This is a genomic window from Exiguobacterium sp. s150 (assembly GCF_018618435.1).
Lineage (GTDB): Bacteria > Bacillota > Bacilli > Exiguobacteriales > Exiguobacteriaceae > Exiguobacterium > Exiguobacterium alkaliphilum.
In genome coordinates, this window is the sequence record NZ_JACSMC010000047.1 from 1 (window position 1) to 15,537 (window position 15,537).

The window sequence follows — 15,537 nt, forward strand, 5'->3', positions numbered from 1 at the left end:
AGTCAAGTCCAGACTCCTGTGTAAAATGCTATACAATGTTTTTACCATTTCTACTTATCAAAATTGATGTATTTTCTTGAAGAATAAATCCATTCATCATGTAGGTCCATAAGAACGGCTCCAATTAAGCGATTGGCTGATGTTTGATTGGGGAAGATGCGAATAATCTTTTCTCTTCTGCGTACTTCTTGATTCAGTCGTTCAATTAGATTGGTACTCTTTAGTCGATTGTGGGAATTTCCTTGTACGGTATATTGAAAGGCGTCTTCGAATCCATCATCCAATGATGCGCAAGCTTTTGAATATTTTGGTTGATCGATATAATCATGAATCAATCGATTTTTAGCCTCACGCGCTAAGTTAATATCTGTGAACTTAAAAATTCCTTTAACAGCTTCTCTGAAAGATTTTGAATTTTTTTAGGAATGGTGGTAAAGATATTTCTTAGGAAGTGAACTTGGCATCTTTGCCAACTTACGTTGGTGAAGGATTTTCTAATGGCAGAGACTAATCCTTTGTGCGCATCAGAAATAACGAGTTCCGTACCTTGTAAACCGCGTTCTTTTAGGTATTCAAAAAATGTTGTCCAGGTCTCTTCGCTTTCGCCACTTTGAATCATGAAGCCGATAATTTCACGGTCGCCATCTTTGGTTATTCCAATCGCTATATGACAGCTTTTTGAGAGTACTCGATTTTCTTCTCGTACTTTTATATAGAGTACATCGGTCATTAAGTAAGGATAATTTTTTTCTGATAATAAACGATTCTGCCACTCGTTAACCATAGGTTCTAGCTGTTCTGTTAAGCTAGAAACGAAGGACTTAGAGACGGATTTACCACAAAGTTCTTCCACAATTTTTGATACTTTACGAGTTGAAACGCCTGATACATACATTTCCAACATTGAAGCCATGAGGGCTTTTTCGTTTCGTTGATAACGTTCAAACACTGTGGGTGAAAAATGGCCATCACGTGTTCTGGGTACTTTTAATTCTAGCGTGCCTACACGTGTCGTAAAGCTGCGCTCATAATAGCCATTTCGTTGACTTTGTCGGTTTTCTGTTCGTTCATATTCTTTTGCTTGAATATATTCTGTTCGTTGATTTTCCATTAGTTGATTAAATACCGTTGTTAAAATATTTTTAGAAACGTCATCCTTTACAGAATATTCAATAATGCTTTGAATCTCTTCGCTTTTCAGTGTAAAATGTACTTGGGTCATGTAAAAGTCCTCCTGGGTATGTTTTTGTCGTTAAAAACATTGTACCGTAAAAGGACTGTTATATGGCCTTTTTACTTTTACACAATTATACGGACTTTATCAGTTTCAATATTAAAAATCGCAATCTGTTTAGAATTATTAATATTAATCGTATCAAGAATTATTAAAGGATTTTCCATTATCTCAAAGTTTACCTCAACAGTTTGGAAGGATTTTCTTGATTGTATGGTTCTATATAGTTGAAAATCACTGGTATTATACGCACAAATAGTTCCAGTTGTATTTTTAATGTAGAACCATTGACCATCTTGCGAGAATTTTATATAACCAGGATGTTTAGGTTTAGGAAGTTCTATCACCTTTTCCCAAGAATATGTATCATAAACAATAGTCTTACTGCCCATTGTGTGACATAAATAACGATTATCATTTGACATCACTATTTCATATGATGTCTTTAATTTTTTGATAAGCTTCATTTGAAACATGTTGCCCGCTCCGTTCGATAATGCCAATTAGTAATCATTTATAAATGTATTGTCCTGTTATTATGTACATATTCTTAAGATACTAGCCTGCTCGGTTAGTTGAATAAGAATTATATCTTCATAAAGTAATCAGTAAGCTTCTCATTTTCTTTTTCGCGTAATCGTTTATTTTCTTGTTCAAGTTCTTTATTCTTTTTTTCCAACTTTTCAATCTTTCTCTTTAGAGAAGCGATTACTGCATTTTGATTGTTCTCGTCACGTTTAATCCTCGAATCCACAAAAGCATTTTGTTGTTGATTTCGTAAGAAATCGATACGTTCTTTGAGCTCAGTATGATTGTAAAGGGTTGCTTTACTCACTCCAGCTTCTTCTGCTACACTATTAAAGTTAATAGCCTTAGAACTCTTTGTAAGGCGTTTAATAGCTTCTTCAACCTTTTCTTTAGTTTCTTGCTTTCTCTTTTCATGTAGCCGCCTTAATTGTTCCTCACGATCAAAACTAGCCATGTTTAACACCTTTCTTTTTCTCACGTTCTAATTGTCTCTTCATGCGGTCAAATCGACCAAAAATAACATTTCCATCTTTGATTGTTTCGTAAATATTTTGGTACCTTTCCAAGTTCTTTTCGTTTGCTTTAACCATATCTTCACGACCATATTCTTTCGACGCTTCAATCCACTTTGTAGTTGTTTCTATGAGAAGCTCGTACTTCTTAACGTCAAAACTTGACATACCTACTGCTAAATCAAAACAAGGTTTTCCATCGTTTGCAGTAAGACAAGGGGGTTCTGCTGCTAATGGGCAATTCCCGTTGACTCTTGCACGACAGGTCCCATAAGGGTTATCTAAGGCGTTTAACTTCTCGTCTTTCCACAACATATCAAGAATGTCTTTAGGGACATCTTCACTTTCTGAGAGTTGGTTAATTTCCCCATTTATGTCAAAGATAAACACACCTTGTTTCACAACCTTCTCGAACTCTTTACGTTTCGTATCATCTAATAGACGAGCATATTGCAACGTCATTTCGGGTGATGCATGGGCTAATAACTCCTGCACCGTTAAAATATCAGCTCCACCATTTATCATTTTTACTCGATGAATTATAAAATTAAGTGCAACACCTGAACGTGAACGCAAAAAAGCCCATAGCGACGGCCTCGTGTAGAATGAAGTTACCACACAAACATTCAGACGGAGGAATCGCTATGAGCTACACCCATCTTACCATAGCCGAACGCGTGAAAATAGAGACCTATCTGGAGCTCGGGATGTCCATCCGGTCCATCGCGAGACGGCTCGGGCGGCAGCCCTCGACCGTCTCGCGGGAGATCAGGAGGAACCCCGGCTACACAGCCGAACGCGCGCAGGAGCGATACACCAAGTCGAAGGGGAACTGCGGCGCCAAGACGAAGCTCGACGACCGTATGCGCCGGACGATCGTCGAGAGGCTGCGTGCGACCTGGTCCCCGGAACAAATCGTGGGGCGGCTCTTCGACGGGAAGATCGCCTTCTCGACCATCTACCGCTGGATCTATGCGGGATTAATCGACGTGCCCGTGACCGTGCTCCGCCAGAAGGGCAAGCGCCGGAAGCCGGTCGAGACGCGCGGGCGCATCAACGTCGGGCTGACCATCTCGGACCGGCCTCGGGAGGTGCGCACACGCGAGACGTTCGGGCATTGGGAGCTCGACACCGTCGTCTCCGGACGAGGGAAATCGAGGGCGTGCGTCGCGACGTTCGTCGAGCGAAAGAGCCGGTTCTATCTCGCCCTGCCGATCACCGACCGCACCGCGGCCTCGATGGAGGGGGCGATCCATGTGGTGCACGGCGCCTTCCCGGGCGGCACGTTCGAGACGGCGACGACGGACCGGGGCAAGGAGTTCAGCGGTCACGAGCGCATTCAGGCGTCGCTCGGCGTGCCGGTGTATTTCGCCGACCCGTACTCGTCGTGGCAACGGGGGAGCAACGAGAACGCCAACGGGCTCCTCCGCGAGTTCTTCCCGAAAGGAACGGACTTCGCGAAGGTCACGCATGACGAACTCGCGGACGCGCTCGCCAAGATCAATGGGCGACCGAGGAAGTGCCTGAACTGGAAAACCGCACACGAGGTCTTCACCGAGGAAGTGTTGCGCTTAATTTGACAAACCGTCACTCCAAAAGTATGTCGAAACTGGTGAGGTCTGAAGTGAAACAAATTGCCTGATTCATCAGTAATATTTTTTTCTAACGCTAATTTGTTTAGTTCTTCTCGAACAAAATTCTGACTAAAGGGTCTTCCCTTACGGGAACCTCGGTAACGAACAAAAAGGTATCTTTCAGGATTGTTATCATCATTGCTGTTTTGCTTAGAACGGTCAATTAAAACTGCAATTATATCTGCTAGATGATCATCAATGGGTATTTTGTGACCTATTACATACGTCTTTTCAATATCTGTTGTAAGATTTGATTTTCCGTTTATTTTACCTAAACAATCCTGCGTCAATTCCAATGTATCGCTTAAGCGAAGCCCTGTTTTGAAAGAGATCCAGACAATTGGCTGTACATCTGGATGAAGGTCATTTAGATTATTAAACAGTTGTTCCAATACATAGTCAGGTATGTAATCAATTTCATCCGATGATTTTTTAGGGAGATTAGGAAAGTCTTCAGGATATATTAAACGAAACACCATTTCTTCAGGTGCAAAATCTTCGAACTTCTCTAAAATTTGAAGATCTCTTATAAAGCACGAACACACTTTAATGCTTGACGAACATATTTTTTAGGGTTTGAATTTTTCTTATTTAATTTGGTTTTAGTATGCTCCTTTAACTCTTCTATGTACGTTTCTATATGCTTTCTTTCAAGTTTTTTAAAATCGTTCCATTTAGGATTTTGTTTTGCAATTGAGTTTAAAAAACGAATAGTGTATGTTCCATAACTTAGAGCTGTACCCCAGGTGAAGTTTTTGCCGCTGATTAGACGACCTTTTATATATTCTTTAAATATTTTACTAAAATTTTTATTCTCTATATTTGAAAAATCAATACGATGACAACTAGTTGATTCATTGAAATCTATCCCGTATTTTTTGTTCAGTACCCGTACATCCCATCGATCCTTCTCCCATTCATCACGGGTATCGGTTAATTGAAAAAGTGTATTATAAATCCTTGCTAAAAAGCCATCTATTTCCGTACGGGCAACGATTTCTTCCCCTCTCATCTTCTTGATGTAAATTGTCTTTTCTCCTTTACCATTCAACCAAAAGGTCCAAAGCTTTTGCTCTCTCTTGATGTCTAAATCAAGAAGGGAAGTGAGATTTGGATGCCTTTCGTTTAAATATTCAGCCAGTTTTCTTAGCGAGCCTGATATACTTTTAAATATAGACAATATTCCCCAACGGTCTGAAAAAATTTGATTGTAGTAAACAAACTTAATCTCCATGTTGACGTTTGGATTTACACAGTTGAAGTAAATGTTATTTACTATTCCTTTTCTCTTGTTATATTGCTCTTCAAAATTAGGGATTTTACCAATCTCATGTATATTCCAAACATCATTGACTAAAAAGTAATCATCATTCACAACTCTTCTTGTTACTTTTCCATCGTTGGAAATATCTTTAACCTCGTAAGTGGATAGGGTGGAAGTGATTAAGTCCCAATATTCACTTTTGGGGATTGAATTATTTGGTATGATTTTATCCAATGTTTGTCCTCCTAAAATACTAATCTACCTCTTAAAAAGGAACTACCTCGTCAGGAATACCTGATTGAAAAATTTCCTCTTTGTTCTCTATGCCTCGCCCAATTTCAAAGGCAAGAGAGGCTTTCTCCCAATCCTTACGAATATCATCTTCAGAAGGGTGAACATATAGGTCAATGGTTGTTTGTATTTGTGCATGACCTAGACGTTCTTGTACTGCCTTTATATTCTTTGTTTGAAGATAAAATATGGTTCCATGTGTATGACGAAATAGGTGAGGAGTAATATATATGCCTGTTTTCCTTTCTATCTCTTTAAGAGTTGCATAAACATCAGAATATGTTAGAGGTTCTCCAGCGTTCTTACCCCAAACCTTTACAAATACAAAGTTATGGTCAGGATTATATTCATCTAGCACTTCGAACAAATAATCATCATACAAGTCCATTAGCCCTTGAGAGATGTCAATCTTTCGTTCTCCAGTCTTCAACTTCCCCCCGTTTGGTAACTCCCCTCTATCTGTTAGTTGGATTTTGTGCTTCCTTTGTATTGCGTCAAATTGAAAGTCTTCAAGAAACAAGGAGAGAACCTCACCTATACGAAAGCCACTTTCAAAAAGTAACCTTACTAAAAATCTATCCCTAATATTAGTAGTAGATTTATAGATTTCATTAACTTGCTCCTTTGTAAATATCTTTACTCTTACTCTAGGTTCGTCTAATTTAAGCACATTTTTGAAACGTGGCTTGTCTTTATTTACATGATATAAAAAATCCTTATATCCATTTCCACCTGCACCTTGAAACATCTTCTTCATCAACTTTTCAACAACATTTGATTCAACAAATTCTTCTCTGTATAGATAATCATAAAATGATGTCACTACCGTAAGGTAAGTGTTTACTGTTCTTTCACTACGTTTAGCCTTAACTTCCTTTTGGGGTACTACTTTATTGCTTTCATATGGATTTCTGAGCCAAGCAACGAAGTCAGATATTATTTGAAAGCTAACTTGCTGATAATCAATTCCTCTTTGTTCTAAGTATGTAAAGTAATATTTCAAAGCCGTACAGTAAGTCTGTAAAGTATTGCTACTACTCTCCTTGTTATAGTGAAACTTCATATACTTCGCAACGGGTTCAATGGGCGATCCATTTGAATCCATAAGCAGAAATACTTTTCTATTACCAATCAATATTTGTTCTACCTTCATAAAAGCATCTCCAACCAATTGTAATTTACGATAGTGCTGCTACTTGTAATGTTTACCGTAATTGTTGTTTCATTAAGGTCCTCGAAACTATCGTTTCTGCGGAGTGCTGTCCTCGCACCGAGGCTACGTCCTCCTTAAAACAAACAAACGTTCGTTGTCTATATTATCCATATTAAACCTTCTAAACTATATTTTCAACCATTATTTAATTAATCTATTATGTTAATAAAAAAGGATAGTTAGTCCCCATATTAGACTAACTATCCTATGAATTATCACCTATATTTAACCAATGGTCACGCGTGATCGGCATCGTGAAGCCGGCGTCTTTCGCCTCTTGTATCGTCACGTGTCCGTTGCCGTTCGTGTCGACGGTCGAGACGTCGCCTTCGTCTGCGGGCCGAGCGGTCTGTGGCGACTTCTCGGTCAATCCGAGTGCCGCGTTCACGTCGTCCGGGTTGACGTTGTCGAATCTGTCGACGATGACGTTCCCGTTCAGCGTGTATGTATACTGATAGTGAGACGGGATATGGGTCGAAGGGGTTGAATAAGTGATGAGCGCCTCGAAGTCGGTGACGCCGCCCGCGTTGCGAATCATCGTCTCCATATAGGCTTGGTCCCCGTGCCGGTTGAGCGTGCTGTTTTGGGGAGTGATGTTATAGGCGTTCGAGACGCCTCCGAGCGAGTCGGCGATGACGTGGCCTTCATCGAGCTCGGGAAGCTCCGTGCCCGGTACTTTCGCCTCGTCCGCATAGTAGCGTCCCGAAGCATTGACGTCCTCCGAGGTATCGTCTTGCAAGACGATCTCATCGGCGATGACGCGTACGAGCTGACCGAATTCATTCGTGAACGCCCAATACGTCCGGTCGCCATAGCCGACATCGACGACGACGTTCGCTCTCCGCTCGCCGGATAAATCACCACCGTCGACTTCGATCAGCTCGAACCCATCGAAGTGTTCAGGCGAATCGGTTTGTTCGGGCGTCGTCGTTTCGATTGCTTGAGACTCGGTCTCGATCGGTGTCGATGTGACGGAGTCGGTCTCGGCGGCACAGCCGACGAGGAGCAGGAAGCCGAGGGGGAATGCGAGAATCGTTTGATAAGATGTCATATGTTGCCTCCTACGATAAATGATGTATCCGTCTAGTGTAGAAAGGATTGTGACGTTTGACAAGCGATTGCACCTTACCCGACGTCGACGTCGGATGTTGGAGGCTGCCGCATGGTACAATCGTAAACGAGGCGTCGAGAAGCGGCATGGCCCGGACGTGTCGGGGAGGCGTTTCAATCATTTCGATACAGGCTATACATACGTATACATCGTGAGAGGAGACGAGTCATGCAGACATATACCGTTGAATACGCGTTTCAAGACAAAGAGCAGACGACACGGACGTGTGAGGTCCAGCTCGACCGCACGCCCGATTTGAACGACAACGAGCAATTGGCCCAGATGTATCAGATCGTATCGGATGCGATCCGTAAACCGATCACAAGCTTTGAAATTTTAGCGGTTCGCTGACACATCACCCCTGGGCATGAGCCCGGGGGATTTGTTCGGTCGACCGAAAAGGAGAGGTATCACGATGAAATTGATTGTCGTAGGAATAGGGGCCGTCGCAAAGAAGGCGTACCTCCCGGTTTATGCCGGACTCGACGGGGTGGAGGTGCATCTCGTCTCACGGGATGCAGCCAAAGCCGAGCAACTTGTTGCAAAGTATCGGTTCAACGGTCATTCTCGCTCGCTCGAGGAGGCGCCGCTCCATGACGCGGACGCCGTATTGATCCATTCGGCCACGGCCGCCCACGTCAGCCAAGTGACGTACGTGCTCGAACAGGGGCGACACGTGTTCATCGACAAGCCGGTCACGTTCACGTTCGAAGAGACCGAGCGCCTCGCCCGTCTCGCGGCGTCACAAGGCGTCGAACTCGTCACCGGGTTCAATCGTCGCTTCGCCACGGCGACGTCTGCATTAAAAGAAGTCGAAGACCCGAACATGGTGCTGATTCAGAAAAATCGGACGTACAATCCGTCGACGCTTCGAGAGTTCATCGTCGAGGATTTCGTCCATGTCGTCGATACGCTCCGTTACTTGACGGGGCGCCAACCGATCGAGGCGCTCACCGTCCGACCGCGGTTCGAAGGTGACACGTTAAAGCAGCTGCAGATCCAGTTCACAGCGGGCGGCATCGAGGCGATCGGCATCATGAACCGAGACAACGGCTGTACAGAGGAAGTGATGGAAGTGATGTCTTCGCGGCTGAAACGAGTATCTCGCGACGTCGAGCGCGTATACGACCATACCGCGACTGGTGTCCTCGAACACGCCTTAAACCCGTGGGAGTCGAATCTGGACCGCCGCGGGTTCACGTCGATGATTGAGTCGTTCTTGGCTCTCGTCGCCGGAAAACCGAACGAGTCGGTCCGGGCCGAGGACAGCCTCGAGACACATTTGATTTGTGAACGGATCGTCGAGGCGGTCAAGCGCCGCTGATTCGTTTTCCGCTGTCAGAGAGCGGGTAAGAACTCCTTAAAGAGGAGGGATGTAACGTGGACTTTCAAGATGTCGTCTCACAGGCGAACGATTTGCTATGGACGTATGTCCTCATTTTTGTGTTGATTGCCGGTGGGATTTTCTTCACGATTCGGATGGGCTTCGTCCAATTCCGGATGCTGCCGGAGATGTTCAAGTTGTTGTTCGTCAAAGGATTGAAGCATGAGAAAGGGCAGGTATCCTCGTTCCAGGCGTTCGCCATCGGGACGGCCGCCCGCGTCGGTACGGGGAACATCGCCGGTGTCTCGACGGCGATCGCGCTCGGAGGGCCGGGTGCCGTGTTTTGGATGTGGCTCATCGCTTTGATCGGTTCGGCTTCGGCGTTCGTCGAGAGCACGCTCGCCCAGGTGTACAAAGTGCATGACGGGAAGGCGTGGCGTGGCGGTCCGGCATACTACATCGAACGGGCGCTCGGACAGCGTTGGCTCGGTATCGTGTTTGCGATTTTAATCACGTTCTCATTTGGGTTCGCTTTTAACTCGGTACAAGCGAACACGATTGCCCTGTCTGTCAACAACGTGTTCGACATCGACACCGTCTGGGTCGGCCTCATCTTGGCCGTCGTCACGGGCATCGTCATCTTCGGCGGGATTCGCTCGATTTCGACACTGTCTGGGATCATCGTCCCAATCATGGCCGGCGGCTACATCCTGTTGGCGCTTTGGGTCGTCTTGACGAACCTTGATGTCGTCCCGGCCGTCTTTTCGGCCATCTTCTCTGAAGGTGTGCTCGGGTTCCAACAGTTGTTCGGCGGCGCGGTCGGTGCGGCCGTGCTTCAAGGGATTCGACGCGGTCTGTTCTCGAACGAGGCCGGCATGGGATCCGCTCCGAACGCGGCCGCGACGGCCGAGGTCAGTCATCCCGTGAAGCAGGGGCTCATCCAATCGCTCAGCGTCTTCGTCGACACGCTCTTTATCTGTACGGCGACGGCGATGATCGTCTTGATTTCAGGTGTGCCGGGCTCAGAGGAGCTTCAAGGGATCGAGCTCGCCCAAGAGGCGCTCTTGACGGAGATCGGCCCGGTCGCGACCTCGCTCATGACGATCGCGATTCTCTTGTTCGCCTTCAGCTCGATTTTGGCAAATTACTATTACGGGGAGACGAACATCGAGTTCATCTCGGAACGCAAAGTCTACCTCGTCATCTATCGGATCGCCGTCGTCGGGATGGTCATGTTCGGTGCCGTCCGCTCGGCCGTGCTCGTCTGGTCGATCGCCGATATCTTCATGGGCATGATGGCGCTCGTCAACATGTACGCCATCTTCCGATTGAGCAAGATCGCCCGGGTGCTGCTCGACGACTACGTCGCCCAGAAGCGGGCCGGGAAAGACCCGCATTTCAACCGGGATGACGTCGACTTGCCGGGCAAGGAGCACGTCGAGGCGTGGGAGCCGAAGCGTGAACATATCAGTTGAGCCGAAGCAAGGGCCATCATCCGGTCCTTGCTTTCAATCGATTATAAAATATTTATTTCAATTACCGTATTTATTTTAATAAAAACTAAAGAAAAGAGTTAGAGTCATGCTACACACATTCAAAATTGTATTCAAGCGTTTTTTCGTTGAACGGTTCTTCGACCAGGCGGCAATGCTCGCGTATTATTTCATCTTGTCGACGTTCCCGTTCCTGTTGTTCGTGCTAGGGATCGTCGGGCTTTTGCCGTTCTCGAGTGGGGATGTGATTGAGGCGCTCGCCCTCGTCATGCCAGAGACGAGCTTCGAGCTGTTAGAAGGCAACATCGAATCCATCTTTGACGACTCAAGGCTTGGTATCGCCTCGATTAGCATCTTGCCGGCGCTATGGATTTCATCGATGGCGGTTCAGTCGCTCGTCCGTTCGTTGAACGATGCCTATCGATTGATTCGAAACAAATCGTTCTTGCGAGGTGCGCTCCAAGATATCGCCGTGACGCTCGCGCTCATGTTCGTACTTCCGTTCTCGCTCGTCATCCCGGTCGTCGAGGCGGCGCTCCGTGAAGTGTCGACGCACATCATCTTCATCGAAGATATCGTAGCCACCTACGCCCAGATTTGGTTTTATTTCCGCTGGATTGTCGGGTCGCTCGTCTTGTTCAGTGTGTTCTTGCTCGTCTATAAATGGTTGCCGAGTCACCGCGGGACGATTCGCGACAGCTGGGGTGGGGCGGCGTTCGCCACCATCGGTATCTTGACAGTCTCGAACGTGTTCAGCTACTATTCACAGTATGCAAACTATGAGCGGTTCTATGGCCAACTCGGGGCGTTCATCGTCTTGCTCATTTGGTTCTACTTGGCTGCTTCCGTCATCTTGATCGGCGGGCTGCTCAACGCGACGCGCATCGAGCAAAAAGAAAAATCCGATTAACGTGTAATTGCAAGTTAGCATTCTTCGATACGGGGAATGGTATTCGTAAGATCGCATCTTTTAATCGGAGGTGGGAAACATGGATATGCAACGGCTCGTACACAATCGTCGTTTCATCGATCAATCATTGTTTTACCTCGCCTTACAATTATGGAAGTGGATCATGCTGCTACCGGTCTTGTTCTATTTAGACGTCTCGATGCGCGTCGCCCCGTTTTCCCAATATGTGATGGTCAGTCTTTTGCTCTACGTGGCATTTCGGGTCGTCCAGTATGTGATCGCGAGCCGAGCCTCTTTAATGGAGCTGCTCGAATTCGGGTATGGCGTCTTATCTCTCGTGCTCGTCACGTCACTGCTCATTGAAGTAGCCGCTTCCCCGACGGCCATCGCGTTTCTCTTCGCCGTCTTTCTCGTCCACCCGACGCTCGCCTTGCATCATTACCGTGATTTCACAGAACGCAAATGGCTCAACAAGCAGTTTCGTCTATTCAGTCCGATGCTCAAGCAAGGTGAGATCCCGGTCCATGTGCTCGTCTTGACGGAAGATGAGATCGTGATCACGGCCGAGAGTGGGAAAGAGTTTACGTATCGTCATATTTATTGGGGCGGCTTCTATTTCGAAAATGTCTCTTAAGGTGGTTGTTTGATTGGAAAATGTAATCGTCATCAGTTTTTGGATCGTCGCGTTCCTCGCGTTCTTCAAAGGGGCGTATGACATGTTTCGAGAGTACCGGACGACGAAACAACGTTCGGTCCTTTACTTTTTAATCGTCTTGGTCTTGACTTGGTTCTGGTTCAATCCGTATGAACTGACCGCGCTACACCCGTTCGTCCTCATGGCTTATTATTGGAACCGGAACCGGACGCTGCGGAACGTCATGCTCGTCCTCGTGCTCGTCCCGTTCGCGATCCGTGTCTGGTTGCTCGCCTCGACGATGTGAATCCAATGACATAAGAAAGGCTCGCCCCATTGTTCGGGGCGAGCCTTTTGAAGCTTATTCTTCTTTAGCGGCAGCAAGTTCTGCCTCCATCGCTGAAAATTCACGATTGATTCGTTTTTGTTCACGTTGGTTAGTGAACGTGCTGACGAGGACGATGGCAAGCATACTGAAGAAGAAGCCTGGTACCATCTCGTAGATGACGCTCGACAAACCAGTGACGATCCACAAGATGACCGTGATGGCACCGACGAGGATTCCGGCGAGCGCACCTTGGCGTGTCATCTTCGTCCAATAAAGCGACAAGAGAATCGCTGGACCGAAGGCTGAACCGAATCCGGCCCATGCATAGCCGACGAGGGTCAAAATCGTGTTCGACGGGCTGAGCGACATGAGCGTCGCGACGAGACCGACGAGTAACACCCCGATCCGTCCGGCGAGGACCATCGTCTTCTCGCTGGCATCTTTATTGAAGAACTTCCGGTAGAAGTCTTCCGTCAACGCAGATGACGTGACGAGCAGTTGTGACGACACCGTCGACATGACCGCCGCGAGAATCGCAGCGAGCAAGAAGCCTGTGATGAACGGGTGGAACAAGACGTCCGAGAATTGGATGAACACCGTTTCCGGGTCGGCGAGGGCATTGCCTTGACCGCGGAAATACGCGATTCCGACGAGTCCCGTCATAACGGCACCGATAATCGATACGGTCATCCAACCCATCCCGATGCGACGAGCCGTCTTGAGCGATGGCACGTCCTTGATGGCCATAAAGCGGACGATGATGTGCGGCTGACCGAAGTAACCGAGTCCCCAAGCGAGGAGACCGATGATGCCGAGCGTCGTCGTCCCTTTGAATAAGTCGAACAGGTCCGTGTTGATGGCCGTCGCCGTGTTGACGGCGTTCGTCATCCCACCGACGTCAGTCAATGCGACGATTGGGACGAGGACGAGCGCGAGGAACATGATGACACCTTGCGCGAAGTCCGTCCAGCTGACGGCCGTGAAGCCGCCGAACAGCGTGTACAAAATGACGACGCTAATCGTGACGATGACACCTGTCTGATAGTCGATGCCGAACGAGCTTTCGAACAACTTACCGCCCGATACGAGTCCGGCCGACGTGTAGAACGTGAAGAAGATGATGATGACGGACGCAGACAAGATCCGTAGCCAGTTCGAGTGATCTCGGAACCGATTCTCAAGGAAATCTGGAATCGTGATCGAGTCGTTCGCCATCTCAGTGAAGACGCGAAGACGCGGAGCAACCAACAAGTAGTTCAAATAAGCTCCGATGACCAATCCAACGGCTAACCAAATTGCTGATAATCCCGTGGCATACATTGCCCCCGGTAGTCCCATTAACATCCACCCACTCATATCTGACGCTCCGGCCGACATGGCGGTGACACCTGGCCCCATCTTGCGGCCACCTAACATATAATCCGATGAGTCGGTCGTGCGTTTATACGCGACATAACCGATTGCGAGCATCATCACGAGGTAAAGCGCGATGGATACCCATTCTTGCCATAACATTGTATTACCTCCTGTACGCGATTCAAATATGGTTCAATCGTCCGTTCGGACAATGTGGTTTCATTCCCACAATGTGACGAAAGCGGACGGTAAAGACGAACTTGTGACTAACCTTAACGGACCTCGGAAGTCATTGCAAACTGCAACCATTTCATAAAAACGGCTCTAAATCGCATAATACCAAGGCATGAGCCTTACTTTTTTTACATATAAAGTTTAAATTTTCTGAATTTTAGTCACCTTGTCGAGACGTCGTTGTCATCTCGTTGTAACAAAAGTGGTGGATATCCGATGAAAAAATAAAATGGGACGGCTCATTCGAGCAGTCCCTTCATTAACTATGTATGTTCTATTCGAGCGTCCGACCGAAGGCGATTCGTTCGACCGTCCGCATCGTCGGGAACGTTTGACCCGACTTTGCTTGCATCGTCACGAGCGCATACTGTTTGCCCGCTTGTTCCATCAAAAAGACCATCGTGTAGCCTGACTCGTCCGTATATCCCGTCTTCGTCGCCGTTACTAAATCAGAGTAATGGATGCTGCGCTCGTTCACGGCCGAACCGAGGTGATACCACCAACGACGTTTGCCGTTCCCGTCCTTGTCCGTGAACTTTGCCTCGTACTCATATGTGCCGGCAATCTCGACGAGCTCTGGATAACGAGCGAACACATAAGCAATCTTCGCCATGTCATGAGCTGTCGTGTAGTGGTCCGGGTCAGAGTAGCCGTGGGCATTCATGAAATGCGTTCCCGTCAAACCGAGGACTTCCGCCCGAGCGTTCATCCGTTCGACGAAAGCGGTCGTCGTCCCGCTCACATACTCGGCAAGGCTGTTGGCCGCATCATTGCCCGACTCGAGCAACGTCGCATAGAGCGCTTGGCGGACGGACAACGTGTCACCGACCGCGAGGTGTGCGATATGACTGTCCCATGGGATGTCGAGTGTCGACGGTTTGATCTCGACGAGTGGAAGGTCGAGTTCGCCGGCGAGACTTGCTTGCTCATAGGCGAGGAGTGCCGTCATCAATTTCGTCGTGCTCGCCGGATAAACACGGGCCTCCCCTTGTTTATCGAGTAAAATGACGCCGTCTGTCAAATCGACGAACGTCATCGCGCCGACGAGGATCTCTTCATCGTCTACTTGTTCCATGACGTCTAGTCGCCAGTCGCTCATCGGGATATTGGGAAACGTCGGACCTTGACTGACCGGTTCGACGACAGGAGCCTCGATTGAAGGTTGGACGGGCGTCTCCCGTTTGAACCCGACAAGGGCCGGGATTAATGCGACGATTGCGAGCAAAATCAAGCCAAAAATGATTCGTCGCATCATATATGTTCGTTGTTTATGTCTCCGTGTTCGATTCACTCTACATCCGCCCCTTTATTGTTTACTTTTCTACCATAATGGATATCAAACAAATAAATCGTCAGAAAAATCAAGAAACAGGTCAATATTTTTTTACAGATTATACGAGCAGGAAAGCCCATACCGGGCATAGCCCGCCTTTAGGCATGGGATGAACGTGAGTTCGGATGTGAAAAACAT

At 47.2% G+C, this 15,537-nt stretch carries 14 protein-coding genes and 3 pseudogenes; 7 read left to right on the plus strand and 10 right to left on the minus strand.

Going from position 1 to position 15,537, the window contains the following annotated elements; genetic code table 11:
• Positions 1–140: 140 nt before the first annotated feature.
• The 4 genes and pseudogenes from KNP76_RS14850 to KNP76_RS14865 all read right to left on the minus strand — a co-directional run.
• Positions 141–1,222 (minus strand): annotated as a pseudogene (locus tag KNP76_RS14850) (IS256 family transposase); the annotation flags it as partial.
• 77 nt (positions 1,223–1,299) lie between these two features.
• Positions 1,300–1,710: a YncE family protein gene (locus KNP76_RS14855; RefSeq protein ID WP_214844965.1), complete on the minus strand. Its 411-nt coding sequence runs from the start codon at positions 1,708–1,710 to the stop codon at positions 1,300–1,302.
• A gap of 110 nt (positions 1,711–1,820) precedes the next feature.
• Positions 1,821–2,216, minus strand: coding sequence for a DUF6262 family protein (locus tag KNP76_RS14860; RefSeq protein ID WP_154750359.1), 396 nt, complete (start codon positions 2,214–2,216; stop codon positions 1,821–1,823).
• Positions 2,209–2,811 (minus strand): annotated as a pseudogene (locus KNP76_RS14865) (tyrosine-type recombinase/integrase); the annotation flags it as partial. The gene KNP76_RS14860 and the pseudogene KNP76_RS14865, both read right to left, overlap by 8 nt.
• Before the next feature lie 107 nt (positions 2,812–2,918).
• Here KNP76_RS14865 and KNP76_RS14870 point away from each other — a divergent pair.
• Positions 2,919–3,854: an IS30 family transposase gene (locus KNP76_RS14870; protein WP_214844966.1), complete on the plus strand. Its 936-nt coding sequence runs from the start codon at positions 2,919–2,921 to the stop codon at positions 3,852–3,854.
• A 62-nt stretch (positions 3,855–3,916) separates the two neighbouring features.
• On the opposite strand, the pseudogene KNP76_RS16085 reads toward KNP76_RS14870, so the two are convergent.
• The 4 genes and pseudogenes from KNP76_RS16085 to KNP76_RS14885 form a co-directional block, all read right to left on the minus strand.
• A pseudogene (locus KNP76_RS16085) lies at positions 3,917–4,387 on the minus strand (site-specific integrase); the annotation flags it as partial.
• A 47-nt stretch (positions 4,388–4,434) separates the two neighbouring features.
• On the minus strand, positions 4,435–5,406 hold the full coding sequence (locus KNP76_RS14875; protein ID WP_214844967.1) for a hypothetical protein: 972 nt from the start codon (positions 5,404–5,406) through the stop codon (positions 4,435–4,437).
• Between the two features lie 31 nt (positions 5,407–5,437).
• Positions 5,438–6,616 (minus strand): tyrosine-type recombinase/integrase, encoded by a 1,179-nt coding sequence (locus KNP76_RS14880; RefSeq protein ID WP_154750361.1) that lies wholly within the window; start codon positions 6,614–6,616, stop codon positions 5,438–5,440.
• A 265-nt stretch (positions 6,617–6,881) separates the two neighbouring features.
• Positions 6,882–7,727, minus strand: a complete 846-nt coding sequence (locus tag KNP76_RS14885) for a DNA/RNA non-specific endonuclease (RefSeq protein WP_214844968.1) — start codon at positions 7,725–7,727, stop codon at positions 6,882–6,884.
• 228 nt (positions 7,728–7,955) lie between these two features.
• Between KNP76_RS14885 and KNP76_RS14890 the strand changes: the two genes are divergently transcribed.
• The 6 genes from KNP76_RS14890 to KNP76_RS14915 all read left to right on the plus strand — a co-directional run bounded on the left by KNP76_RS14890 (position 7,956) and on the right by KNP76_RS14915 (position 12,455).
• The gene (locus KNP76_RS14890; protein ID WP_034814943.1) at positions 7,956–8,138 is read left to right on the plus strand and encodes a hypothetical protein; all 183 of its coding nucleotides are present in this window, start codon (positions 7,956–7,958) and stop codon (positions 8,136–8,138) included.
• A gap of 64 nt (positions 8,139–8,202) precedes the next feature.
• A complete protein-coding gene (locus KNP76_RS14895) occupies positions 8,203–9,111 on the plus strand; it encodes a Gfo/Idh/MocA family protein (RefSeq protein WP_214844969.1) in 909 nt (302 codons plus the stop codon).
• 56 nt (positions 9,112–9,167) lie between these two features.
• Positions 9,168–10,586 (plus strand): alanine/glycine:cation symporter family protein, encoded by a 1,419-nt coding sequence (locus KNP76_RS14900; RefSeq protein WP_214844970.1) that lies wholly within the window; start codon positions 9,168–9,170, stop codon positions 10,584–10,586.
• Between the two features lie 106 nt (positions 10,587–10,692).
• Complete coding sequence (locus tag KNP76_RS14905) at positions 10,693–11,514, plus strand: YihY/virulence factor BrkB family protein (protein WP_214844971.1); 822 nt, start codon at positions 10,693–10,695, stop codon at positions 11,512–11,514.
• A 79-nt stretch (positions 11,515–11,593) separates the two neighbouring features.
• The gene (locus tag KNP76_RS14910) at positions 11,594–12,148 is read left to right on the plus strand and encodes a hypothetical protein (protein ID WP_214844972.1); all 555 of its coding nucleotides are present in this window, start codon (positions 11,594–11,596) and stop codon (positions 12,146–12,148) included.
• 13 nt (positions 12,149–12,161) lie between these two features.
• Positions 12,162–12,455: a hypothetical protein gene (locus tag KNP76_RS14915; protein ID WP_034814952.1), complete on the plus strand. Its 294-nt coding sequence runs from the start codon at positions 12,162–12,164 to the stop codon at positions 12,453–12,455.
• 54 nt (positions 12,456–12,509) lie between these two features.
• Here the strand turns inward: KNP76_RS14915 and putP are convergent, their stop codons facing one another.
• Together putP and KNP76_RS14925 are read right to left on the minus strand one after the other, a co-directional pair.
• Positions 12,510–13,991, minus strand: a complete 1,482-nt coding sequence (gene putP, locus KNP76_RS14920) for a sodium/proline symporter PutP (RefSeq protein ID WP_214844973.1) — start codon at positions 13,989–13,991, stop codon at positions 12,510–12,512.
• Between the two features lie 349 nt (positions 13,992–14,340).
• Positions 14,341–15,321: a D-alanyl-D-alanine carboxypeptidase family protein gene (locus tag KNP76_RS14925; RefSeq protein ID WP_251137529.1), complete on the minus strand. Its 981-nt coding sequence runs from the start codon at positions 15,319–15,321 to the stop codon at positions 14,341–14,343.
• Positions 15,322–15,537: the final 216 nt, after the last annotated feature.